At 55.7% G+C, this 24,035-nt stretch carries 26 protein-coding genes and 1 tRNA gene; 13 read left to right on the top strand and 14 right to left on the bottom strand.

Annotation, left to right across the window (positions count from 1 at the left end):
- Positions 1–28: 28 nt before the first annotated feature.
- Positions 29–118 (bottom strand) — tRNA-Ser (locus AC0L7R_RS03250).
- 323 nt (positions 119–441) lie between these two features.
- Between AC0L7R_RS03250 and AC0L7R_RS03245 the strand changes: the two genes are divergently transcribed.
- A complete protein-coding gene (locus AC0L7R_RS03245; protein ID WP_473658760.1) occupies positions 442–1,674 on the top strand; it encodes a putative DNA modification/repair radical SAM protein in 1,233 nt (410 codons plus the stop codon).
- Positions 1,674–3,155 carry a UdgX family uracil-DNA binding protein gene (locus tag AC0L7R_RS03240; protein WP_473658759.1) on the top strand — a complete coding sequence of 494 codons (1,482 nt, stop codon included), beginning with the start codon at positions 1,674–1,676 and terminating at the stop codon, positions 3,153–3,155. Before AC0L7R_RS03245 ends, AC0L7R_RS03240 begins: the two co-directional genes overlap by 1 nt.
- 6 nt (positions 3,156–3,161) lie before the next feature.
- Here the strand turns inward: AC0L7R_RS03240 and ychF are convergent, their stop codons facing one another.
- The gene (ychF, locus tag AC0L7R_RS03235; protein WP_247129692.1) at positions 3,162–4,259 is read right to left on the bottom strand and encodes a redox-regulated ATPase YchF; all 1,098 of its coding nucleotides are present in this window, start codon (positions 4,257–4,259) and stop codon (positions 3,162–3,164) included.
- 102 nt (positions 4,260–4,361) lie between these two features.
- Here ychF and AC0L7R_RS03230 point away from each other — a divergent pair, with 102 nt between their 5' ends.
- Together AC0L7R_RS03230 and AC0L7R_RS03225 are read left to right on the top strand one after the other, a co-directional pair.
- The gene (locus AC0L7R_RS03230; RefSeq protein ID WP_473658758.1) at positions 4,362–4,769 is read left to right on the top strand and encodes a VOC family protein; all 408 of its coding nucleotides are present in this window, start codon (positions 4,362–4,364) and stop codon (positions 4,767–4,769) included.
- A 76-nt stretch (positions 4,770–4,845) separates the two neighbouring features.
- Positions 4,846–6,009 (top strand): alpha-hydroxy acid oxidase, encoded by a 1,164-nt coding sequence (locus tag AC0L7R_RS03225; protein ID WP_247129690.1) that lies wholly within the window; start codon positions 4,846–4,848, stop codon positions 6,007–6,009.
- On the opposite strand, the gene AC0L7R_RS03220 is transcribed toward AC0L7R_RS03225, so the two are convergent.
- A complete protein-coding gene (locus tag AC0L7R_RS03220; RefSeq protein WP_473658757.1) occupies positions 6,006–7,157 on the bottom strand; it encodes an MFS transporter in 1,152 nt (383 codons plus the stop codon). The two genes, AC0L7R_RS03225 and AC0L7R_RS03220, sit on opposite strands and share 4 nt — an antisense overlap.
- Before the next feature lie 192 nt (positions 7,158–7,349).
- Here AC0L7R_RS03220 and AC0L7R_RS03215 point away from each other — a divergent pair, with 192 nt between their 5' ends.
- From AC0L7R_RS03215 to AC0L7R_RS03200, 4 genes are all read left to right on the top strand, one after another.
- Entirely contained in the window at positions 7,350–7,991 is a 642-nt protein-coding gene (locus AC0L7R_RS03215) for a 50S ribosomal protein L25/general stress protein Ctc (protein ID WP_348108000.1), read from the top strand.
- A 151-nt stretch (positions 7,992–8,142) separates the two neighbouring features.
- The gene (pth, locus tag AC0L7R_RS03210; protein ID WP_473658756.1) at positions 8,143–8,820 is read left to right on the top strand and encodes an aminoacyl-tRNA hydrolase; all 678 of its coding nucleotides are present in this window, start codon (positions 8,143–8,145) and stop codon (positions 8,818–8,820) included.
- Positions 8,817–9,968 carry a serine hydrolase gene (locus AC0L7R_RS03205; protein ID WP_473658755.1) on the top strand — a complete coding sequence of 384 codons (1,152 nt, stop codon included), beginning with the start codon at positions 8,817–8,819 and terminating at the stop codon, positions 9,966–9,968. Before pth ends, AC0L7R_RS03205 begins: the two co-directional genes overlap by 4 nt.
- A gap of 1 nt (position 9,969) precedes the next feature.
- On the top strand, positions 9,970–10,353 hold the full coding sequence (locus AC0L7R_RS03200) for a DUF2237 family protein (RefSeq protein WP_473658754.1): 384 nt from the start codon (positions 9,970–9,972) through the stop codon (positions 10,351–10,353).
- On the opposite strand, the gene AC0L7R_RS03195 is transcribed toward AC0L7R_RS03200, so the two are convergent.
- Genes AC0L7R_RS03195 through ihfB form a run of 3 tightly spaced genes read right to left on the bottom strand, consistent with a single transcriptional unit; the run spans position 10,343 to position 11,644 of the window.
- On the bottom strand, positions 10,343–10,987 hold the full coding sequence (locus AC0L7R_RS03195) for a phosphoribosylanthranilate isomerase (protein WP_473658753.1): 645 nt from the start codon (positions 10,985–10,987) through the stop codon (positions 10,343–10,345). The genes AC0L7R_RS03200 and AC0L7R_RS03195 overlap by 11 nt on opposite strands.
- A complete protein-coding gene (locus AC0L7R_RS03190) occupies positions 10,987–11,349 on the bottom strand; it encodes a LapA family protein (protein ID WP_247129683.1) in 363 nt (120 codons plus the stop codon). The genes AC0L7R_RS03195 and AC0L7R_RS03190 overlap by 1 nt, the downstream gene beginning before the upstream one ends.
- A gap of 13 nt (positions 11,350–11,362) precedes the next feature.
- Complete coding sequence (gene ihfB / locus AC0L7R_RS03185) at positions 11,363–11,644, bottom strand: integration host factor subunit beta (protein WP_247129682.1); 282 nt, start codon at positions 11,642–11,644, stop codon at positions 11,363–11,365.
- A gap of 647 nt (positions 11,645–12,291) precedes the next feature.
- Here ihfB and AC0L7R_RS03180 point away from each other — a divergent pair.
- On the top strand, positions 12,292–12,552 hold the full coding sequence (locus AC0L7R_RS03180) for a hypothetical protein (protein ID WP_247129681.1): 261 nt from the start codon (positions 12,292–12,294) through the stop codon (positions 12,550–12,552).
- 39 nt (positions 12,553–12,591) lie between these two features.
- Here the strand turns inward: AC0L7R_RS03180 and AC0L7R_RS03175 are convergent, their stop codons facing one another.
- Positions 12,592–13,635, bottom strand: coding sequence for a zinc-binding dehydrogenase (locus tag AC0L7R_RS03175; RefSeq protein ID WP_473658752.1), 1,044 nt, complete (start codon positions 13,633–13,635; stop codon positions 12,592–12,594).
- 138 nt (positions 13,636–13,773) lie between these two features.
- Entirely contained in the window at positions 13,774–15,438 is a 1,665-nt protein-coding gene (gene rpsA / locus AC0L7R_RS03170; RefSeq protein WP_247129701.1) for a 30S ribosomal protein S1, read from the bottom strand.
- A 338-nt stretch (positions 15,439–15,776) separates the two neighbouring features.
- On the opposite strand from rpsA, the gene AC0L7R_RS03165 reads away from it, so the two are divergent.
- The gene (locus AC0L7R_RS03165) at positions 15,777–16,997 is read left to right on the top strand and encodes a hypothetical protein (protein ID WP_473658751.1); all 1,221 of its coding nucleotides are present in this window, start codon (positions 15,777–15,779) and stop codon (positions 16,995–16,997) included.
- A 38-nt stretch (positions 16,998–17,035) separates the two neighbouring features.
- On the opposite strand, the gene AC0L7R_RS03160 is transcribed toward AC0L7R_RS03165, so the two are convergent.
- Positions 17,036–17,626 (bottom strand): hypothetical protein, encoded by a 591-nt coding sequence (locus tag AC0L7R_RS03160; protein ID WP_473658750.1) that lies wholly within the window; start codon positions 17,624–17,626, stop codon positions 17,036–17,038.
- Between the two features lie 276 nt (positions 17,627–17,902).
- On the opposite strand from AC0L7R_RS03160, the gene AC0L7R_RS03155 reads away from it, so the two are divergent.
- Positions 17,903–19,108, top strand: coding sequence for a hypothetical protein (locus AC0L7R_RS03155; RefSeq protein WP_473658749.1), 1,206 nt, complete (start codon positions 17,903–17,905; stop codon positions 19,106–19,108).
- Between the two features lie 57 nt (positions 19,109–19,165).
- On the opposite strand, the gene AC0L7R_RS03150 is transcribed toward AC0L7R_RS03155, so the two are convergent.
- Complete coding sequence (locus AC0L7R_RS03150) at positions 19,166–19,474, bottom strand: hypothetical protein (RefSeq protein ID WP_473658748.1); 309 nt, start codon at positions 19,472–19,474, stop codon at positions 19,166–19,168.
- A 157-nt stretch (positions 19,475–19,631) separates the two neighbouring features.
- On the opposite strand from AC0L7R_RS03150, the gene AC0L7R_RS03145 reads away from it, so the two are divergent.
- Positions 19,632–20,045, top strand: coding sequence for a hypothetical protein (locus AC0L7R_RS03145; RefSeq protein WP_473658747.1), 414 nt, complete (start codon positions 19,632–19,634; stop codon positions 20,043–20,045).
- Positions 20,042–20,626, top strand: a complete 585-nt coding sequence (locus AC0L7R_RS03140; protein WP_473658746.1) for a hypothetical protein — start codon at positions 20,042–20,044, stop codon at positions 20,624–20,626. The genes AC0L7R_RS03145 and AC0L7R_RS03140 overlap by 4 nt, the downstream gene beginning before the upstream one ends.
- Here the strand turns inward: AC0L7R_RS03140 and AC0L7R_RS03135 are convergent.
- The 4 genes from AC0L7R_RS03135 to trmB form a co-directional block, all read right to left on the bottom strand.
- The gene (locus AC0L7R_RS03135) at positions 20,623–21,141 is read right to left on the bottom strand and encodes a hypothetical protein (protein ID WP_348108013.1); all 519 of its coding nucleotides are present in this window, start codon (positions 21,139–21,141) and stop codon (positions 20,623–20,625) included. The two genes, AC0L7R_RS03140 and AC0L7R_RS03135, sit on opposite strands and share 4 nt — an antisense overlap.
- A gap of 68 nt (positions 21,142–21,209) precedes the next feature.
- Positions 21,210–21,821 carry a (d)CMP kinase gene (locus tag AC0L7R_RS03130; protein WP_473658745.1) on the bottom strand — a complete coding sequence of 204 codons (612 nt, stop codon included), beginning with the start codon at positions 21,819–21,821 and terminating at the stop codon, positions 21,210–21,212.
- Positions 21,818–23,170 (bottom strand): 3-phosphoshikimate 1-carboxyvinyltransferase, encoded by a 1,353-nt coding sequence (aroA, locus tag AC0L7R_RS03125; RefSeq protein ID WP_473658744.1) that lies wholly within the window; start codon positions 23,168–23,170, stop codon positions 21,818–21,820. The genes AC0L7R_RS03130 and aroA overlap by 4 nt, the downstream gene beginning before the upstream one ends.
- A gap of 107 nt (positions 23,171–23,277) precedes the next feature.
- Complete coding sequence (trmB, locus tag AC0L7R_RS03120; protein WP_473658743.1) at positions 23,278–23,991, bottom strand: tRNA (guanosine(46)-N7)-methyltransferase TrmB; 714 nt, start codon at positions 23,989–23,991, stop codon at positions 23,278–23,280.
- Positions 23,992–24,035 lie beyond the last annotated feature (44 nt).

Raw genomic sequence — 24,035 nt, 5'->3', positions numbered from 1 at the left:
CTTATGAATAAAGGATAAAATATGAAGGTGGCGGAGACGAAGGGATTCGAACCCTCGAGACCCTTCCGGGCCTACTCCCTTAGCAGGGGAGCGCCTTCGACCACTCGGCCACGTCTCCGTTGACCCGTTTAGCTGCGTGGATCGAAGGGGGCAAGGGGCTTTGGGAAGAAAGTGTGACGCCGCATACATCGGTGTGATCTTAAACCCTTAACCTCCACAATCCAGCGTGTGATTTGCGTGCACAACCAGTGCACAAGGCGTGCACTGGCGATGTCGGGATGTCAGTGTGAATGACGCGCACGCCCTTTCGCGAATGGTGCAACGTGGCAAACACATGCGCATGCCGCGAAGCACACAGATCCGTTTGAATTGACTGTGGTAATTTGCCCCGCCTGCGTTCTTGTTCTTGCCCTCCCCGCAATGAGAACATAACATGAACACATGGCGCAACTTGATCTCCAAAAGAAACTCGCGATTCTGAGCGATGCGGCCCGTTACGATGCGTCTTGTGCGTCGAGCGGGACGACCCGTCGTGACAGCACGAAAGGCGGGCTTGGCTCTACGGAAGGGTCCGGCATTTGCCATTCGTACGCCCCTGATGGGCGCTGCATCAGTCTGCTGAAAATCCTGATGACGAACTTTTGCATCTATGACTGTGCGTATTGCATTAACCGTGTTTCATCGAATGTGCAGCGCGCGCGCTTTACGCCGGATGAGGTCGTGCAACTGACAATCGAATTCTACCGGCGCAATTATATTGAAGGGTTGTTTTTGTCGTCTGGTGTGATCCAGAACCCCGATAAGACGATGGAAGATATGGTCGAAATCGCGCGGCGATTGCGTCAGGATGAAGGGTTTAAGGGGTACATTCACCTTAAAACGATCCCCGATGCTGATCAGGCGCTGATTGATCAGGCAGGGCTTTATGCGGACCGATTGTCGATCAATGTGGAACTGCCGACGGATCGCGCTGTGCAGGCCTATGCCCCCGAAAAATCACCGGCGACGATCCGGCGAGCGATGGGCAAGGTTTCTGACAAACGGGCGGCGCAAAAGGATCGGTCTTATCGCGGTAAACGTCCCGCAAAATTTGCGCCCGCAGGTCAGTCGACGCAGATGATCGTGGGGGCGGATCAATCTACCGATGCGACGATTTTGGGCCAATCGACATCACTGTATCAGGGCTACAAATTGCGCCGCGTCTATTATTCGGCGTTTTCCCCGATCCCTGATGCCACCGCAAAACTGCCCTTGGTGAAGCCCCCGTTGATCCGCGAACACAGGCTGTATCAGGCGGATTGGTTGCTGCGGTTTTATGGGTTTGATGTGGGTGAGATTACGGCGGCGCGCAGTGATGGGAACCTCGATCTTGAGATTGATCCGAAACTGGCGTGGGCCTTGCAAAACCGCGCCTTGTTTCCTGTGGACGTGAATATCACATCCCGCGAGATGTTGTTGCGCGTACCGGGGTTCGGGACCAAAACCGTGGGCCGCATTCTGCAGACCCGCCGCCGACGCACGTTGCGCTACGAAGACCTGCTGCGTTTGGGCGCATCGGTGAAGAAGGCGCAGCCGTTCATCACCGCATTAGGCTGGACACCGGGTGCGATGACAGATGCGGCGAACCTGCGCGCCCGTTACGCCCCGCCACCGGAACAACTGACGTTACTATAATGCATACGATTTCGATCCCGATGATTGGTACGGATACCGCGTGGCGCGATGCGGCGCGGCGTCTGCTGGCGGCCCGAGTAAAACCGGATGATGTGCTGTGGGATTTCGACGGTCAGGCGCCGCAATTGTTTGAAAGCACGGCAGACCTGCCTGCCCCGCGTCGGGCAGTAAAAGTGTCGAAGGACTTTGTCGAGCTTGCCAATGTTGTCGTCTGGCATAAGGATCCGCAGCGGTTTGCCCGTCTTTACGCGCTGCTGTGGCGGCTGAAGGATACCCCTGGTCTGATGGCGGATCGCGCCGATCCCGATTTGGCCAAACTGCGCCAGATGGAAAAAGCTGTGCGGCGGTGTCAGCATAAGATGAAGGCGTTCGTGCGGTTCCGTGATCTGCGCAGCGAAGGGCCGCGCCGTAGCTTTGGCGCGTGGTTTGAGCCCACGCATCACACGATGGAACCAACCGCCCAGTTTTTTGTACGCAGGTTTGGCGACATGGACTGGATGATCGTGACGCCATCGGTCACCGCGAAGTTCACGAACGGTAAATTGACGCTGCACCCCGGTGACACAAAACCGGAGCTGCCAGAGGATGGTGCCGAAGACCTTTGGGGCACCTATTTCTGCAACATCTTCAATCCCGCGCGGGTGAAGATCAGCGCGATGACGTCCGAGATGCCCAAGAAATACTGGAAGAACATGCCGGAAACGCAGTTCATTCCCGGGCTGATCGCAGACGCCGAAGAAAAGGTACGCAAGATGCAGGATGCGGCCCCGACCCTGCCCCCTGAACGGATGGCTGCGATCCGCGACCAGCTGATGCAATCCGCACAGCCAGCGAGCTGGAACATGTTGGATGCCGATCTGAACGGCTGCACCCGTTGCCCGCTGCATGCACCTGCGACGCAGGTCGTGAAAGGCTGCGGGCCGCGTGATGCTGCGTTGATGATTGTCGGCGAGCAGCCCGGTGATCATGAAGATATGCAAGGTTTGCCGTTTGTGGGGCCTGCTGGCCAGCTCTTTCGCGGCTTGGCAGCACAAGCGGGCCTTGATCCTGACGCCGCTTACATCACGAACGCTGTCAAACATTTCAAATTCAAACCGACCGCGAAACGTCGGTTGCACGTGAACCCCACGACGTCAGAGGTGGACCATTGCGCGTGGTGGCTGCGGTCAGAGGTGGCGTTGGTGAAACCAAAACTGATCATTGCGATGGGGGCCTCTGCCGCGCGGGCCACGACGGGCAACGGGAAAGACATCACGCGGCGGCGCGGTACCGTCGAGGTGGGCACCGATGGCCTGCCCGTGTTCCTGACGGTTCACCCATCGCACCTGTTGCGGCTGTCAGATGCGGATCGGGAAACAGCAGAAGCTGCGTTTGTCGCGGACCTGAAAACAGCAACGGGGCACCTTTTACGAAGCGCCCCGTCCATCATGCACTTGACCGAAACCACGCATGTCGGAGGGTCCGACATCGCAGCGGAATAGGCCGTTTTAGGTGTTGAACAAGAAGTGCAGCACGTCGCCGTCTTTAACGATGTAGCCTTTGCCCTCTGCGCGCATTTTGCCCGCTTCTTTTGACGGTTGTTCGCCGCCCAAGGTTACGAAGTCGTCGTAAGCGATGGTTTCAGCGCGGATAAAGCCACGTTCGAAATCACCGTGAATGACGCCAGCGGCTTGCGGTGCGGATGTGCCTTCTTTGATGGTCCATGCGCGTGCTTCTTTTGGACCGACGGTGAAGTATGTCTGAAGGTGCAGCAATTCGTAACCTGCGCGGATCAGACGATCGAGACCGGCTTCTTCCAGACCCATTTCGCCGAGGAACATTTCTGCCTCATCAGCTTCAAGCTGGGAAATCTCTTCTTCGATCCGTGCAGAAATCACGACGTGGGAATTGCCCTGCTTTGCGGCCATTTCACCGACGCGGTCGGATTGGCTGTTGCCAGTGCCTGCTTTGTCTTCTTCGACGTTGCAGACGTACAGAACGGGCTTGGTGGTCAGCAGTTGCAGCATTTTCCACTGCTTTGCGTCGTCTTCGTCGATCTGCACAGTCCGCGCAGGTTTGCCGTCTTCAATCGCTGCTTTTGCGAGTTCGAGCAGACGCACCTGATCGACAGCTTCTTTGTCGCCGCCGCGTACTTTGCGGGTCAGGTTTTGCAGACGCTTTTCGATACTTTCGAGATCGGCGAGCATCAGTTCAGTTTCAATCACATCCGCATCTTCAACCGGATCAACACGGCCTTCGACGTGGGTGATGTCGTCGTCTTCAAAACAGCGCAGCACGTGGGCGATTGCGTCACATTCACGGATGTTCGCGAGGAACTGGTTACCCAACCCTTCGCCTTTGGACGCGCCTTTGACGAGGCCTGCGATGTCGACAAACGTCATCCGTGTCGGGATGATTTGCTTGGACCCAGCGATCCCTGCCAGCGTGTCGAGCCGCGCATCAGGCACAGCCACGTCACCGACGTTTGGTTCGATTGTGCAGAACGGAAAGTTCGCCGCCTGCGCCGCTGCTGTTTTTGTCAGCGCGTTAAACAGGGTCGATTTGCCAACGTTTGGCAGACCCACGATACCCATTTTGAAACCCATTGCAGCACTCTCCGGTTTTGCGTTCCCGCGCTTCTAGGCAGCAACGCTGTGCGCTGCAAGCCAGACTTATGTTACGATCACATCATTACAGGAGGAAAAGCGATGAAAATGTGCCCATACCTGACGTTCGACGGAACCGCGCGTGACGCCTTGACGCTTTATGCCCGCGCCTTGGGCGGTGAATTGGCGGAAGTCCAACGGTTCGACGAGATGCCCGAATCTGAGGGAAAGTTCCCGCCAGAGGTCGGCGCGAGGCTGGCGCATGGTCAAGTCCGGTTCGGCGGACAGGTCATTATGGTGTCCGACACGATGGGCAATGATCCGTTTCCGGGCCATCACGGTTTCAACATTCAGACAAATTGGGACACGCTGGAAGAAGCGAAGACCGCATTCGAAATTCTGTCCGAAGGTGGCGCGGTGATCATGCCGCTCGCGCCGACGTTCTGGGCCAGTGCGTTTGGAATTTGTCGGGATCGGTTTGGCGTTGGGTGGATGTTTAACAGCGACTAGCGGGTCTGTGGTTTGGGGTATTGCCAGAACCATGCCTGATTGGTAAGAAATATGCACCAATTTGAGGAATATCCCAATGCCCGTGATTACGAACATCGAAGACCTAAAGCGTATGCACAAACGCCGTACCCCGAAGATGTTTTATGATTACGCCGAGAGCGGCAGTTGGACCGAACAGACATTCCGCGAAAATACGACCGACTTCGAAAAGATCAGGCTGCGTCAGCGTGTGGCTGTCGATATGGCCGATCGGACCACGAAAACCACGATGATCGGTCAGGATGTTGCGATGCCTGTGGGGCTTGCCCCTGTCGGGTTGACTGGCATGCAATGCGCAGACGGTGAAATCAAAGCCGCGAAGGCCGCCGAAAAGTTCGGCGTTCCGTTCACACTGTCTACGATGTCAATTTGTTCGATTGAAGATGTCGCTGAGAACACGGAAAAACCGTTCTGGTTTCAGGTCTACACCCTGAGAGACGATGAATTCATGACCCGTTTGATGGCCCGCGCAAAGGACGCAAAATGTTCTGCCATCATGATCACCCTCGATCTGCAAATTCTGGGCCAGCGCCACAAAGACCTGAAGAACGGCCTGACCGCCCCGCCAAAATTTACGGCCAAGACCATCGCGGACCTCGCCACGAAATGGTCGTGGGGGATCGAGATGTTGCAGACCAAGCGCCGTTTCTTCGGCAACATTGTCGGTCACGCGAAAGAAGTGACCGACCCTTCATCGCTTAGCACGTGGACCGCTGATTCCTTTGATCAGTCGCTGGATTGGGCCCGTGTCGCGGAACTGCGTAAGATGTGGGACGGACCTGTGATCCTGAAAGGTATTCTGGACGTTGAAGACGCGAAGAAGGCCGTTGAGATTGGCGCCGATGCGATCATCGTCTCAAATCACGGTGGTCGGCAGTTGGACGGTGCGTTGTCGTCCATCCGGATGCTGGAACAGATCGTCGACGCTGTGGGTGACAAGATTGAGGTCCATCTCGATAGCGGTATCCGGTCCGGTCAGGACGTTTTGAAAGCCATGGCTTTGGGCGCAAAGGGTACTTACATCGGCCGTGCCTTTGTGCATGGTTTGGGCGCGATGGGCGAAGCTGGTGTGACCAAGGCGCTTGAGGTGATCCACAAGGAACTGGACCTGACCATGGCCCTATGCGGGCACCGGGATATCAATACAGTTGATCGTGACACTCTGCTTGTCCCGAAGGATTTTGCAGGCGACTGGACCTAGGTCTTTTTCGCATATTTTGGCAGGCGGGATGCCAACAACGCCAGTGGTGCTGCGGATATCAACAGCAGCGCCACGCAAGCGAAAGCAACCCGCAGCCCGTAGCTTTCCGAGATCAGCCCCATGACCATCGGGGCAAAGAAGAACCCTGAAAAGCCGATGACCGCACAGCGGCTGATCGCTTCGGTCCGCAGGTGTGGCGGGACGACTTTGCCGATCAAGGCAAGCCCCATTGGTCCGATGACCGACACACCAAGGCCCAGCGTGCCAAAGCCCACGTAAGCCATCCAAGGTGACGCGGCCGTTGCTGCGATGATGGCCCCTGCCGCAGAAACCATAGACGCGATGATCACGACCTGCGTTTCGCGGAACCGTTCCGACACTGCCTGCCCCGAGAACCGACCGACGGCCATCGTGATGCCAAGCATCGCGGGGCCAAGCGCGCCTTCGGCGGCACCGCCACCTAGTGTGCGTTCGACGTGCAGGGCAGACCATGCTTCGACCGTGGCTTCGGACATGAAGGCCACCAAAACAATCGCGCCGCACAGCATGATAGGCCAAAGCGGGTATTTGCCTTGGGTACCGTCATCGGCTTCGACGTCGGCGACCTCCATGTTCAGCATGGGCACCAGCAGAATGGCCACCACCCCGAAACCCGCAAAGACGGGTGTGGGCGGCATGCCTGCTTCGCGGGCGATACCGGTGATGACGGCCGACACCGCATATGCCACCGAAAACATTGCGTGATTGGCGTTCATCAAGGACCTGTTGTGCGCGGCTTCCAATTCGGACACCCGCGCGTTCATCACCACGTCCAGCAACCCCGATGCCAGCCCGACAAAACCCAATGCAAAGGCGAAATAGATTGGTGTGCTGATTTCGCCCGGCACCAACCAGATACAGGCCAGCATCACCGCACCGACTTGCATACTGCGCGATCCCAAAATGCGGTCAGCACGCGGCGCGATCCACATGGATGACACAAGACCGGTCGCCGACCCCAACAGCAGTATCCCGAACAACCCGTCGCTTGCGCCAAGCTGGTCTTTCAACACAGGCACATAAGCCGCAAAACACCCCCAAAAGAGGCCGACAATGACAAAGGCCGCAGCAGGGCGGCGCGAGATACGCAAGGCTGACAAAATTGACATAACGGAACCGTTCGCACCACTCATCCCAATGATCAAGATGAAATGACTGCGGACATATGCGACACCATACCCATTCTTCTGCATTTTGGGTCAAAAACCCCTTCCCAAGCAGGCGATTCCCCCCTAATAGGCAGGCTTCACCGGATCGCACACCCTTGGAGGGCGGTCCCATTATTACTTTGGAGAATTCTTATGGCTGGAAACATTCCAGATCTCGAAGCTACGGCTCGCGCGGGGACAGGCAAGGGGGCCGCCCGCTCAGCACGTCGCGAAGGCATGGTGCCTGGTGTTGTTTATGGTGGCGGTGCTGATCCTGTTGCGATCAACCTCGACTTCAACAAACTGCTGACACGTCTGCGCAAAGGTCGCTTCTTGGCGACTTTGTTCAACCTGAAAGTCGAAGGTCAAGAAGACGTCCGCGTCATCTGCCGTGGCGTTCAGCGTGACGTTGTTAAGGATCTGCCGATCCACGTTGATTTCATGCGTCTGCGTCAGACATCTAAGGTGAACCTGTTTGTTGGTGTGAACTTCATCAACGCAGAAAACGCACCTTACGCCCCTGCTGGCGGCATGCTGACAATCAACCGGACTGAGATTGAGCTGCGCGTGACAGCCAACAACATTCCGGAAAGCATCGACATCGATCTGTCCGAAGCCAACATCGGCGACGTGATCACATCCGATAGCGTGACTTGGCCAGAAGGTTCCAAGCCGGTTATCGACCGTGAATTCACAATCGCTGCGATTTCTGCGCCTAAGACTGTTAGCGCGGACGACGAAGAAGAAGGCGAAGCTGAAGCACCAGAAGCAGCAGCTGAGGGCGGCGAAGAGTAATCTTCCCGACTTTTACGATTTCAAAGGGCGTCCTTATGCGGACGCCCTTTTTGTTTCTTTGACGTTTTCTAAATCCCCGCCGGAGGCTCCCGCCGCCGCGTCACGTCAGAGGTCGCTTGAGGCCCCCGCATTGCACCATTAAGATACCTGCATGAAACTTATCGTTGGCCTTGGTAATCCCGGCACAAAATACGCAGGCAACCGTCATAACATCGGGTTTATGGCGCTGGATCGCATTGCATCTGATCACGGGTTCAGCCCGTGGCGGTCGAAATTTCAGGGTCAAGTCTCTGAAGGTCGGTTTGGAAGCGACAAGGTTATCCTGCTGAAGCCTGAAACCTTTATGAACCTGTCCGGTCAATCGGTCGGTGAAGCCATGCGGTTTCACAAGCTCGACCCTGCGGATGTGATCGTCTTTCACGACGAAATTGATCTAGCCCCTGCAAAAGTGCGCGTCAAAACGGGCGGCGGACATGCGGGCCATAACGGATTGCGGTCCATCCACAGCCATATCGGACCCGACTATGACCGTGTTCGGCTTGGTGTTGGACACCCTGGTCATAAAGACGCGGTGCCCGGCTTTGTGCTGCGTGACTTTGCGAAGGCTGATCAGGATTGGCTGGACGACGAAATGCGCGGTATTTCCGACGGCATTGATCATTTGGTCGCGGGCGACAGTGGCAAGTTCCTGAATGCGGTGGCCTTGCGCGTAGCCCCACCGCGGTCGTCCACAACAAAACCCAAGCCTGAGAAGGCCAAGCCCGCCCCCGCGCCGGAACCCGAAGATACCCGCACCCAAATGCAAAAGCTGATGGATCGTTTCAAATGAAGTATCGTCGCATCGCCGCCGCAGTTGTTCTGGCAGCATTGGCGGGCTGCGCCGTGAAATACGAAGAAATCGGTCGTTTGATGGCCGTTCAAAGCCTGTTTTCCGAAGACGACATCACCAACAATTTCTCGAATATGGGCGCTGCATTTTTGACAGTTCCCGTATCGCGCGGCGAAGGGCCTGTCAGTGAACTGCCCGCAGGATCGACAGCCACGCTGCCCGCAGAAATCGATACGTTCATCACAGATCGTAACGTCACCGCCCTGCTTGTTCTCAAAGACGGGCAAGTGGTGTTCGAGGATTACTACCAAGACACCGATGCGAACGATTTGCGGATTTCGTGGTCCGTCGCAAAAAGCTTTCTTTCAGCTTTAATGGGCGTGTTGGTGGATGAAGGCACGATCGAAACCATTGATGCGCCGGTTACCCAGTATGTACCAAGCTTGATCGGTTCAGCATACGATGGCGCGACGATCAAAGACGTATTGCAAATGTCGTCCGGCGTCACCTTTGACGAAGATTACCTGAAATTCAGCAGCGACATTAACCGCATGGGGCGTATCCTTGCGCTAGGTGGATCGATGGACGGGTTTGCTGAAGGGCTGACCGAAACCTTTGCGCCCGCAGGTCAGCAATGGCAATATGTGTCGATTGATACCCATATTTTGGGCATGGTGATCCGTGGTGCGACCGGTCGCACGATCCCTGATCTGTTGAGCGAAAAGATCATCGCGCCGCTTGGGTTCGAGGCAGAGCCGACTTACTTGGTCGACGGTTACGACGTCGCATTTGTCTTGGGTGGCCTGAATATCACGACACGTGATTATGCCCGCTTTGGACAAATGATTGCGCAGAATGGTCAGTGGCAAGGCCAGCAAATTGTCCCTGCTGACTGGATCGCCGCCTCTACCGTGCCATCCGCGAATACCGCCCCCGGAAATACCGGATATGGTTATCAGTGGTGGATTCCTGTGAGTGCGACCCCGGGGCAGTTCATGGCGCGCGGCATTTACGGTCAGTACATCTACATCGACCAACCGAGGAACGTTGTCATTGTGTTGAATGCCAGTGACCGCAATTTCCGTTTCGCAGGCGTGAACCGTCAAAACGAAGACATGTTCCGCGCCATCGCAGAAAGCCTAGACTGATATGGAGAAAGACCCGTCATTCAACGTCCTCGGCAGCACGTTGCAGACCTGCTCGCTTGATCCCGTGACGGGTTATTTTCGCAATGGCGCCTGTGACACCTGCGCTGCAGATCAGGGCAGCCACACAGTTTGCGCAGTGATGACCGACGAATTTCTCGCGTTTTCCAAATATGTGGGCAACGACCTAAGCACGCCACGCCCTGAATTCGGTTTTACGGGGTTAAAGGCAGGCGATGGTTGGTGCCTGTGTGCGTCGCGTTTCCTGCAAGCCCACGAAGAAGGCTGCGCGCCGCGCGTGAATCTTCACGCTACGCATGTGCGTGCGTTAGAAATCGTCCCGATTGATGTCTTGCGTGATTATGCGGTCGACGAGATCAGCGAGTAGCCGCAGCGACAAATGCGCTGATTAGGTCGGCTGATTTTTCGCCCGGTGCCGTTTCCACACCTGATGACACATCAACTTGTGGCGCTTTGGTCAGCGCCACTGCTTCGGACACGTTGTCAGGTGTTAACCCACCAGCAAGCATCCATGGCGTCGGCCACCTGCGGTTTGCAATCAGGGTCCAGTCAAATGACAGGCCGTTGCCGCCCGGCAGATCAGCGTTTTTTGGCGGCTTTGCATCGACCAGCAACATGTCGGCGGCCTGTGCGTAATCATCGAGCGCAGGCAGATCGTCAGCATCAGCAACGCCAACCGCTTTCATGACTGGCAGACCATAACGCGCACGCACTTCTGCGACACGTTCTGGCGTTTCAAACCCGTGGAGTTGCAGGACATCAAGCGGCACATCTGCAAGGATCGCATCGAGCAAGGCATTGTCGGGATTAACGACTAACCCGACCTTCGCAATTCCGATGGGCGCGGATTGCGCTAATGGTGCGGCTTGGGCAATACTGACGTTGCGCGGCGATTTCGGAAAGAAAACAAGCCCCACATAATGAGCCCCTGCCGTCACGGCAGCATCCATCATGGCCTGATCGCGCAGGCCGCAAATCTTTACACGAGTGTCAGTAGGCATCAGGCTTTGCCGGTCGGGCCTTCGAGCAGAGCAAGCACATCATCTTGATTGCCGCCCGCTTTTTCCGTTTTCAGCGTATCAACTTCGCGCTTCAGCTGGTGCACTTCGCGGGCCTTCTTGCGGCCCTCGACGCGAATGCGGTGTTCGCGGATCCATTCCCAGAAGAAACCGATCAAAAGACCAACGCCGACGCTGATGAAAATGATGATGAACATCGGCAGCGACACGTCTGGCGAAATCGCCAACATATCAGCCAACGCTGGTGGCATCGCGCGGACCGTCACAAAGTCACGGTTGGCCAGCCCAACAAGGATCAGAACAAGGGCAACGAGTGCCCAAAAGGCATAACGGATCGTTTTCATCAGTTGTTTACTTTCAGCCGCCGTTGAGACGGTCGCGCAGGAGTTTACCGGTCTTAAAGAAAGGCACGTGCTTTTCTTCTACCTCAACCGATTCACCGGTACGAGGGTTCCGGCCTATTCTCTGATCACGTTTCTTTACCGAAAATGCGCCAAATCCGCGCAGTTCGACCCGATCGCCATTAGACATCGCATCGGTAATCTCTTCGAAAATTGTATTCACAATTTTTTCGACATCACGTTGGTAAAGATGCGGATTTTCGTCAGCGATCTTTTGGATCAATTCGGATCGGATCATGGCAGTGGCCCCCCAAAGGCAGTCAGGCAGTATCCGCAGGTCTATTCCTGCTTTCCGATGACTGTAGCCGCAAAATTCTGTTCACGGAATACACCGACGCGGGGAAATTGTATGAAAATACACCTGATTGGCGGGTTCAGCCCTGCCTGAGCCACATCAAATTACATATTTTCCGGTGTTTTGAGCATCATAAGGCAAGTCACGTTGGCGCATAGGTCCCCGATTCGCAGGTCTGGAACAGTGTTTCGGGGAATGTCCCTGCCGATTTCGCAGTGTTTTTGGGATGCTTGAAGTGTTGCGTTTTGGCAACAATACGGATGGGTCATGCGATTGATCGAACTGAGACCCTTGATCGAATCCGCTCCTCCACTACGCATACCGCACTGCAACCACACAACCTAAGGAGGGTGTCGCATGTACAATTTCGAACGCTTACATACCCTTTGGGCGAATTTTGCAGTGGCTATGACTCCGTCAGGCGCAGGTTCTCGCGCTTAAAGCCGCCTCGGCATTTCGTGCCATCCCATCCCAAAACTTAACAATTTGATCCCCTTATTGGCTGCCGCAGTTTGTCTGCCGTTTGCCGACCGGATCTTCATCAGTAAAGGAACGGTTTCGCACGTGCGCGGCCGGAAAACGTGACGACAATGAATGCACTTCCTATCAAAACACCAACACCACAAGAGATCATCGACGATCTGGTTGCCGAATTCGGCATCAAAAAGGTGGTTTTGGCAACTGTCGCAAGGCTGTTCAAGCGAACCCGCCCACCGGACCTTGCAGTTGAAAAGCAGCCCGGCGTTGACGGTTTGAGCGACCGGATGCGGGCAGACATTGGTCTGCCGCCTCAGGATCATGCGCAACAGTTCAAGATTGACCTGATCACCATGGGGCACATGAAGTTCTAAGAAACAGCGCCTCGCCTTTGCGGGCGGGGCGCGATCCACTTAGCCAGATACGTTCAGAACAAATTTGCCGATGTGACCTTTGTCTTGAAAGTCTTCCTGCGCCTGACCGATGTCACGCAGCGGGTAAGTTTGCGCGACCAATGGCGCGATGTCCCCGTTTTCGATCCGCTTGACCAAGTTCCCGAACACCTCTGGTTCGATCACGGTACAGCCAAAGAAACTGAGGTCTTTCAGGTAGAGCGTCCGGACATCCAGCGTCACCATTGGCCCCGCGATGGCACCCGAAACCGCATACCGGCCTTTCGGGCGCAACACGTCAAGCAAAGCAGGCCACGACGGCCCCGCAACAAGGTCGATCACAACGTCCACGGCATCTTTGCCGAGTGTCGCGATCAGATCGTCCTTGCGGTCCAACGTTTGTTTGGCACCCAGTTTTTTCAGCGCATCTGCCTTCGCAGCAGACGTGATTGCGATCACCTCTGCCCCGCGCGCCTTTGCCAATTGCACAGCTGCGGACCCGACGCCGCCCGATGCACCGGTTACGAGAACGGTGTCGCCTGATTTCACAGCCGCACGCGTCAGCATGTTTTCAGCTGTCGAGTAGGAACATGGGAAGGACGCCAGTTCGATATCGGTCATGTCCGTTTTCACGGGATGGGCGTAACGGGCGTCGACCTTGGTAAATTCTGCAAACCCGCCGTCGCATTCAGACCCGAAGTACCATGGCGGCGATTTTGTTTCGCCATTTGCCACGTGGATACAAGGTTCGATCAGGACCCGTTCGCCGATCCGCGCCGGATCGACATCCGCACCGACCGCAACGATTTCGCCGCAGACGTCTGCGCCCTGAACGCGTGGGAAACCAAGCGGCGTGTCGGACCAAGATGCGTCATCTGCGCCTTCTTTTGCGTACCAACCGATGCGCGTGTTGATGTCGGTGTTATTCACGCCAGCGGCCGCCACGCGGATGACTACGTCGCCCGCTGCCGGTTTTGGCGTTGGCAAATCATCGCGCCATTCCAGCATTTCGGGACCGCCATGCCCCGTCATAACAACGCCGAACATCGTATCTGGTAAAGTCATCTGGGTCCCCGATCTTGTGACAGACAAGACACCTAACAACGATTGCCCGTCAGTCAATTGTTCCAGCGCCTGACGCTACGCACAAAAAAGGCCCCGCAATTGCTTGCGAGGCCTTCTTCAAGTCTTAAGGGGTAACGATTACTCGTCGCCGCCCTTCAATGCTGCACCAAGGATATCGCCCAAGGAAGCGCCGGAGTCGGAAGAACCGAACTGCTCAACTGCTTCTTTTTCTTCAGCAATTTCACGTGCTTTGATGGACAGACCCAGTTTGCGTGTCTTGGAGTCGATGTTGGTGACGCGAACGTCGACCTTATCACCAACGCCGAAACGCTCTGGACGCTGTTCTGCACGGTCACGGGACAGGTCGGAACGACGGATGAAGGATTTCATGCCTTCATAGTCAACTTCGATGCCGCCTTCTTCGATCTTAGTCACTTCAACAGTGATGATCGAACCGCGCTTTGTGCCGCCGATTGTTTCAGCGAATGGGTCGCCGTCGAGCGCTTTGATAGAGAGCGAGATGCGCTCTTTCTCAACGTCAACTTCAGCAACCTTGGCTTTCACGATGTCGCCCTTGCGGAAATCGCCGATGACGTCTTCGCCGCGGCCTTCCCATGTCAGGTCGGACAGGTGAACCATGCCGTCGATGTCGCCTTCGAGGCCAACAAACAGACCGAATTCGGTGATGTTTTTGACTTCGCCTTCAACTTCAGTGCCCTCAGGGAACTGTTCTGCGAAGACTTCCCATGGGTTGCGCTGTGTCTGCTTGAGACCAAGGGAAACGCGACGCTTGGCTGAATCGATTTCCAGAACCATGACTTCAACTTCTTGCGAAGTAGAAACGATTTTGCCTGGGTGTACGTTTTTCTTTGTCCAAGACATTTCAGAAACGTGCACAAGACCTTCAACACCTGGTTCCAGCTCAACGAATGCGCCGTAGTCAGTGATGTTGGTCACGCGACCAGTGTGGACAGATTCCATTGTGTACTTGGCTTCAACAGCGTTCCACGGATCGTCCTGCAGCTGCTTCATGCCGAGGGAGATACGGTGTGTCTCTTTGTTGATCTTGATCACCTGAACCTTGATTGTCTCACCGATTGTGAGAATCTCGGATGGGTGGTTCACACGGCGCCAAGCCATGTCTGTCACGTGCAGCAAGCCGTCAACACCGCCAAGGTCAACGAACGCACCATATTCAGTGATGTTCTTAACCACGCCGTCAACTTCCTGACCTTCAGTCAGGTTGCCGATGACTTCAGCGCGCTGCTCAGCACGTGATTCTTCGAGGATGGCACGACGGGATACAACGATGTTGCCACGACGACGGTCCATTTTCAGAATCTGGAATGGCTGCTTAAGACCCATCAATGGGCCCGCATCGCGTACTGGGCGTACGTCAACCTGAGAACCCGGAAGGAACGCAACAGCGCCGCCCAGATCTACAGTGAAACCACCCTTTACGCGGCCAAAGATTGCGCCATCGACGCGTTCTTCGTCAGCATATGCTTTTTCCAGACGATCCCAAGCTTCTTCGCGGCGCGCCATCTCACGAGAGATAACAGCTTCGCCACGGGCGTTCTCAACTTGACGCAGGAACACTTCAACAGTGTCGCCAGCAGCCAGTTCAGCTTCTTCACCAGGGTTTGCGAATTCTTTCAGATCAACGCGGCCTTCCATTTTGTAGCCGACGTCGATGATAGCTTGGCCCGCTTCGATCGCGATAACCTTGCCTTTGACAACTGAGCCTTCGCTCGGTGTGTCCATTTCGAAGCTTTCGTTCAAGAGTGCTTCAAACTCTTCCATTGTGTTAGCCATGAGGCGTCGTTTTCCTAACGTTTAGTACTGTGTGGGCCAAGCGGTTGTGTCCGCCGGTCTTGGGTTTCGGTTTGGTCCAAACGTTTGTTTCGAACATAAAACAACAGGGCTGGCGCAAACCAACCCTGCTCGAGTCTCATATCCGCGCCTGTTTCGACGCTTAGACAAGGCGGCGTATAGGCCGAGTTTGCGTTAATAGCAAGGGCCGCGGTGCAAATTCGTTGGGGTTGCATGCAGGTCACATTCCGCCGGTTTCGCGTCCTGCCCGTTTCATTTCCGTCGGGGCAGCATTCCCCTAGGCTGCGTTCCGTCTTATCTGAACACCTATGACGAGTAGTTTACTAATGATGCCTTACGGCCAATCGAACGCGGACCACCATGATGCTGGTCCTGCCTTTACCAGCGATTTTCTGGACGACGACCGAGTCGTGGTTCCGAACGACGGTCATGGCTTTCGCGGCACACATGGGCGTGCACCCAAACGTCCGATGACCGGCTTTCAAAAAGCCTACGGTCGGGACATGCGCATCCAATCCTTAGCTTTGCCTGCCGCGGTCCGGTATTTGAAGCATCGCCGTGATCATGACATCGAACAGGTGATTATTCGCAGCGGAGCCAAAGGTGGACGCGCCTTATTGGGGGTCAAGAAGGGCGACCGCGACATTGATGGCATTTTCCGCAGTGCGACCGGCGAAATTTCATTTATCCTCGACAGTTATCTATCACAGGCCCGCGATATTATTGACATCGCGGCACGCAAACGCCGTCCTGTTTCCCGTGTGATGATCCCGTTTTTGCATGGCGAAGCAGACAAAAGCACCCCCTACGCGGTCTATCTCGCGGAATTGACCGCGATGATGGACTACGTCGATCAGGCATTTGCCGATATGGACCTACCCGTTCATTGGTTAATGGCCCAACCGTCTGGTACTTCGCCAACCCATGCCGGCAACGCGTGGCAGAACCGTATGGCCATCCAGGATATCGCGGATACGCGCGAAAACGCGTCCTGCGTGATTGCAAATTACGGATACGAATTGGCTGACGCCGCCCACCTGAATGCCCGCAGCAAAGTCATGGCAGGTGAATTAATCGGGATGCAGGCCGCTGCAATCGACAATGGCCGATATGTGCCGCACATCCGTCCGGATCACGTGACTGCATCGGATAACACAATTACCGTCACGTTCCGCGGCGCACCCAAATTAGAGATCGACCGCACCCGTTTTCCGCAGCCTAGATGCAACTTTGGCTTTCAGGTAATGGGCCAAGCGGCGGATTTCGTGGAGGCCGTCGAGGTGACAGAAGACGGCGCACTTCGTCTGACCTGTTCCGGTCCGCTGCCTGCGCAGTTTACACTGAACTACGCATTCGCGTCGCGCACCCATGCTGATCCGACAGAAGACACATCCTACCCCTTCGGGCGCGGCTGTTTGCGTGAAGCATGGATTGGTGCGTCGCTTGTTCTACCCGGCGAACAGTTGTTGCGGTGGGTGCCCGGCTTTACGATTGGCGTCCGCAATGAGGCCAAGTCAAAAGCAGCCTGATCGCTGCTTTTGATCTGTCACGCCGCCAAAAGCCTGCGTTAATGGCTGCTGCTGGTTGTGGTGACTGAAGAGCTTGCCGTCACAATGTCAGAGATCATGTCGTATGTACCAGTGTCGGGTTCCAGTGGATCACCAAAGATGGCTTCGTAAAGTTGACCTAAGAACGCATCTTCGTCGCCGACAACAATGACGCCGTATGGGGAATAGTTTGGCACATAGAACCCGTAGCGCCACCACAGAACCCACGAGATTTCATCGGAGTTATTGAGCGCACGGAAGGTCCAGTTCGCGGCCTGCGGGAAGCTTTCACCTAGGCCACGCAGCAAAAGATCCTGAATAGCGCCCGGATCATTCAGGGAATTATTGATCAAAGTCTTCGGCAGAACAATCAATCCGGATTCCGAAAAGACGATGGCGCTAATCCCAGTATCGGCGACCGGTTCGACATCTACCGGATAATAGTAGCCGGAGGTATCTTCGTCCGCGACGAGACCCAATGTAGGCAATTCGGGCGGAATCCTATCAACCGGATCAGGTTGAGATTGCCCGACATTCGGTTCTTCGGGGCTAATCGGAGTGTGGGTATCATCAATGCGGATAACGGTCAGCACATCGACGTCATCGATCACCGGTTTTGTTTGCGCGCCACCACAGCTGATCAAGGCAAAAAAGCAGATAGTCGCCAACGTAGGTTTCAACAAAACACACTCCAAATTCAGTTAGTTTAATACTTGTAAACAGATGTCGGATATCCATTCGCGGGTCACAACACAACTGAAAGGTGAAAAAGTGTTGATGTATTGAACCGCAGCCCCACATCCGCATCCGATTTTTTCAAATCTTCGCCTAACTCATGCCCCAAATGTCAGGCCTAACATCGCGCTATGACGCACAGCATTCTTTTCATGTCCTTCGGACAATCCAACGCCGATTGTCACAACGCTGGACCCGCATTCGACCAACCGATCTTGGATGACCCACGGATCGTGTTGCCCAATGACGGTTTCGGGTTTCGCGGTGTCATGGGGCGCCCCCGCACCAAAGTGATCGATGGGTTTGTGCCGTCCTATGGATTTGATCCCAAATGCCAGTCCAGCGGCGTCGCAACCGCAGTCCGTTTTCTGCACGACGCGAACGACGCCAACATTGGCCAAGTCATCGTCCGCAGCGGTGCAAAAGGTGGCAGACCCCTTGTCGGTCGAATCCACCGTGACCGCGTTATCGAAGGCATCTTTCGCGAACATGACGGTACAGCATCCATTTTGATGTTGAGCATGATCGCGGATATTCAACAAATGGCCGCTGCCGCGGACGAAATGGGACAACCCATTCATCATATGTTCATCCCGTTTTACCACGGTGAGGCCGACCGCAACACGCCCCGCGCGGAGTACATCGCGCTGCTGACCCAGATGATGGATATCATCGACGACGCGGCAAATGATCTTGGCATTCCAACGACATGGCTTTTGACCCAAGCGTCCGGTACCGCACCAATGCACAACGGAAACGCGTGGGAAAACCGGTTAGGTATCAAAGATATCGCTGATATTCGTCCGAATGCCGCGTTTGCCAACGCCAATTATGCGATGCCGCTTTTCGATTCCGCGCATTTGGATGCAACTGGCAAAGTGCTTACAGGCGAACAAGTTGGTCGATGCGCCGCCCGCATTCACAATGGGCAAATGCCGACCGCGCCTATCGCGCCGATATCGGCGACCACCGACGGATGTTCTATTCATGTGCAGCTACGCACCCCTGCAACGACCGTCATTGACCGCGAATGCGTCCCTGCACCGCGATTTACCGATGGATTTGAGGTCACTGGCCAAGCCGCCGATTTCGTCCAATCAATCACCCCAACCGCAGATGGTCATCTGACATTGACCTGTGCTGGTCCGGTGCCTGCGGGATGTCAGCTTAACTACGCATATTCCCGACGTACGCATAACGACCCGACAGAAGACGTGCTTTACCCTTTTGGTCGGGGATGTTTGCGTACGACGCAAAGCGTTGCGTCGCTGATTTTGCCGGACCGCGAATTGCACGATTGGGTGCCGGCCTTTTCGATTGACGTCACCCCCCCCGACACCGCTGAGCAGGCTGCGTGATATGGTGACGGCGCCTGCCACTGCGTTTTTTTGTAACGCGGTGACAGGCCCTATGCCTTAATCCGTAGCGGCAGCCGTTGTTACGCTGGTCACTGCAACAGTCGTGGTCGTCACTGCGACGATGAGATCAACAATCTCGTCCGCTTGTTCCTGTAGATCACCGTCCAATTCCGTATCAATGATGTCGCGAATTTCGTCTTCATTTTCGATAACGATTGGAATGATTTCTTCAGGTAGATTATCCACGATATCTTGAGGCTGGCCCGTGGTGCCCCCGTTGGAGCCGCCTAAGCAACCCGCCAGCATGACGATCGCGACCGCACCCGTCGCTTTGGTCAAGACATTGCCCATTTTTGAAAAAGCCATCTCAATATTCCTTTTGTTTTCACTGCGACGTAGGCTTACGAGCAACCTGTAAACAAAGGCTCTACCGATGGTGGGTCGTACAAAAGTTTACGTAAAAACTTGCAAGCCGCCCAACATTCCAGCAGTGATTGTGCACGTGGAAATCAGGAGCAGCGCAATGACACTTAATGAAGCAATGGCCGAATTTGGACCTTCGTGGTTGCGGGTCTGGTTGCCGCTCTTGATGCTGGGCGGGTTCGTTGCGCCAGTGGTTTTGATCTTCTGGAGCAAGACCCGCATGATCGGGATCATTTCGATTGTCGCCAGCCTGATCGCTGCGTTTGCAATCGATTACATGTATAAGCAGATGGGCTATGTGAAATTGCTTGGCCTGCCGCATATCATCATGTGGACCCCTTTGATCGTTTACCTGATCATGCAAAATCGGCGTGACGATTTCCCGACATGGCCGAAACGTATTCTGACCTTCATGATTGTCATTATCGGGATTTCGCTGGTCTTCGATTACGTTGATGCGGTCCGTTATTTCTTGGGCAACACCATGCCACTGGTGATGTACGACCCTGCGTGACCGCCCTTTCCACAGGATTGGCGCTGATCTGGTTTGCAGGCTTTTGGCTGCTGACCCGTGACAAATCGCCGAACCTGTGGCGGTTATTCATCGGGGTGATTGCCTGCATGATCGGTGTCGGCATCGCCGCCGCGGGGATTTGGCCCATGATCGCAGCAGGTTATCCTGACGACAGTTACTGGACACTTGGCATCGCGGGGCGCGCGGGCGTTCTTAGCATTAGTCTATTTGGGATGGCGGGCGTGTTTTGGCTGTTTGCGGTCAAGACGCGGATCATTTTATCCCTCAAGACACAGGTGTCCGGCACAGCATGGGCCTTGTTCGATATTGCAATCGGTATGTTGGTCTTTGGTGTAATCCTCACGGTATCGCCGCAGGTTTTTTACACCTTTTACCAATTCATCTTTGAAGGCTTACCGTCGCAATGGGTCATCGACGGCCTGTTCGATACGCCCCATTTGCAGGCTATCGCGACGTTTCAGGCCAACGCAAATCTTGCCGATCATATTGCGGGTGTCGTGCTGTGGGCCATCGTTCCGTTTACAGGCTGGCTACATCTGCAACACTGGTGGCGCGGCTAGATGTCTTGGCCTTTTTCAAGCAATTCTTCGAGCAACTGCGCCTGAAGCCCAGAACTATCCCCTGCCCCGAATTGCGCAGCACCTGAGGTGTAAAGACTGCCGTAGGTCTGGGCCACGTTGACGGTCTGGGCGATGCCCGAAATCAGCTGATCACGTTCCAATTCACGAAGCGGATGGATGAAGACGCCCCACAACCGCCCCATCGCAATCGCGTAACGGGCATCAAGTGCGCTGTCGAAATTGGCTTGCAAGACGCGTTCCATTTCTTCGGATGTCATGCCTTCGACAGACGAAATCGGCACCATTGCACGCATCCGGTTCGCGCGGACATCGGCGACGATCAGGACAGGCACATCATCAATGACGAATTCCAGACCATTGGGGGTAACATTCGCATCTTCGTCCAGAACCAGCACGATTTCGGCCAAGCGTTCCATCGTCATATGCGGTTCCGCCTCTTGGGCGGCAAGCGGCGTGGCGGTCAGCAATGCAGCTGTGATCATGGCGCGAAACATCGGGGTCTCCTTCGGGTTATCCAAAGGCTAGCCAGATATTGTCACGCTGGCGACCAAAATGACTGTGATCAATTGTGACGGGCTGTGTCCACAGCCGAGATTGCAGCGGCAACGGCCTGTTCAATCGACATATCGGACGTGTCGATCAAAGTCGCATCGTCAGCCGCGACCATCGGTGCTGCAGCACGTTCACTGTCACGCTTATCGCGTTCCTGCACATCGGCAAGCACGCCTGCGGGCGTCACATCGTGGCCTTTGCCAGCCAATTCTTTATAGCGCCGTTCAGCACGACAGGCCGCAGATGCCGTGACGAACAGTTTCACATCCGCATCATGGCAAATCACGGTGCCGATATCACGGCCGTCCAAGACAGCCCCGCCATCGCGTGCGGCGAACGTGCGTTGAAAATCGACCAACGCGGCGCGAACTTCAGGGATCACGGCGACTTCGCTTGCCGCTTGTGCCACGGCAGCTGTGCGCAGACTGTCGTCTTCCAGATCGGACGGATCAAGCGTCTGGGCCGCGTCAATCGGTGCTAATCCTGCGATCACCTTTGCACCAACTGCGCGGTACAACAGGCCAGTGTCCAAGTGGGCAAACCCAAAATGGGCTGCAACCGCCTTGGAAATCGTGCCTTTGCCAGCTGCAGCAGGCCCATCGATCGCGACCGTAAACGTCATGCGTTTGACCGGACCAGCTGTGCGCCAAGTGCGCCCATCAGGCTTTCAAAAATCGGGAACGACGTCGCAATCGGCGATCCGTCATCCACGGTCATCGGTTTGTTCGACGCCATGCCCAAGACCATAAACGCCATCGCAATCCGGTGATCCAGCACGCTGGCCACCGTGACACCGCCCGGCACGTTGCCGTGGCCCAGACCAGTGACTTTCCACCAGTCATCGCCTTCATCAACAGTCACGCCAGCAGCACGCAGGCCTTTGGCCATTGCGTCGATCCGGTCGCTTTCCTTCACGCGCAATTCTTTCACGCCCTGCATGTCGGTCACGCCTTCTGCGAAGGATGCAACGACCGACAACACTGGGTATTCGTCGATCATGCTGGCCGCACGTGCAGGCGGCACAGCGATCCCTTTGAGGTTCGGCGAGAATTTCGCACGCAGGTCAGCAACGGGTTCGCCGCCTTCTTCGCGCATATTCTCATACGTCAGGTCTGCGCCCATTTCCTGCAGCGTGGTGAACAGGCCCGCACGGGTCGGGTTCAGTCCAATGTTCGGGACAAGCACGTCGGACCCCGGCGTGATGATCGCCGCACAGACAGGGAACGCGGCAGAAGACGGATCGCGCGGCACGACGATATCCTGCGGTTTCAGTTCCGGCTGGCCGGTCAGCGTGATGACGCGCCCTTCATCCGTTTCTTCAACAGTCAGTTCAGCGCCGAAACCTGCAAGCATTCGTTCAGTGTGATCGCGGGTTGCTTCTTTTTCGATCACGACAGTCTGGCCGGGGGCGTTGAGCCCCGCCAGCAGAACGGCGGATTTTACTTGGGCGGATGGCACCGGCACAACGTAACGCACAGGCAATGGATCAGCAGCACCGACCAAAGTCATCGGCAAGCGGCCACCAGTGCGGCCAACAGTCTGCGTGCCAAACAGGGCCAGGGGATCGGTAACGCGGCCCATCGGACGACTGTTCAACGACGCATCGCCCGTGAACGTTACGGTGATCGGGCTGGTCGCCATCGCCCCCATGATCAGCCGAACGCCAGTGCCGGAATTCCCGCAGTCGATCACCTGTTCAGGTTCGGCAAAACCGCCGACACCCACGCCGTGAACGGACCATTCGCCGCCGCCGTGATCTGTGACCTCTGCGCCAAAGGCACGCATGGCTTTCGCGGTATCCAACACGTCTTCGCCTTCCAGCAACCCTGTGATGCGGGTTTCACCGACTGACAATGCGCCCAAGATCAACGACCGATGCGAGATCGACTTGTCACCCGGAACATTGGCCTCGCCCGTCAAAGGCCCACATGGGCGGGAAGTCATTGGAATGGGTGTACCGTGGCCAGACATGCTGCGCTCCGTATTAAGTATCAGTCGCGTCTACCTTAGGTCGCCCATTGGGTCCATAACGCGTTGTTTCTTTTGGCTTCAAATATCCCCGCCGGAGGCTCCCGCCATCAATTCCGGCGGAACGTCATATAGTGTGGCGTCCGGTCTTCGCGGATCGCTTTTTGCTCGTAACGGGTGGAATGCCAGTCGTCCCAAGCGACGCGCCAGTCTTCTGGACCTTCAGCGGTCCATGTGAAACCGGCCTTCGGCACTTCTTCCATCGTCTGGCGCACGTAGTCTTTGATGTCAGTGGCCACACGAAATTCAGCGCCCGGTTTCAGGACACCGTGCAAGGGCACGAGATGTTCTTGCGTTACAAACCGCCGACGGTGGTGGCGCTTTTTGGGCCACGGATCAGGGTAGTTCAGGAACACCTTGGAAATCGATTCCGGCGGCAACACGTCAAACAGATCACGTGCATCACCCGGATGCACCGCGAGGTTCGACACGCCAGCCTTGCGAATTTTACCAAGCAGCATCGCCACACCATTCAGGTACGGTTCGCAGCCGATCAAGCCGATATCCGGATATGTCGCGGCCATATGCACCATATGTTCACCGCCGCCAAAACCGATTTCGAGCCAGATTTCTTTGTCGCCAAACAAAGCGTTCAGATCAATCGGGGTCCGGTCCGGGTTTACATCCCAGTCGACAGCACCCGGTGACAATGCGGCGAGGTCCTCATCAAGATATTCTTGCTGGGACGACCGCATGGTTTTCCCTTTGAAGCGACCATAGAAGTTGCGCCATGGGGCGCCGGAGGGGTGTTTGTCTTGTGTCATGGGCTGCGATGTAACAAGGGCAGACCGCTTGCGCAATCTGCCCT

The organism is Yoonia sp. D2-7 (genome assembly GCF_055809435.1).
The sequence above is the reverse complement of the archived record's forward strand: the minus strand, read 5'-3'. Positions and strand labels throughout refer to the sequence as shown.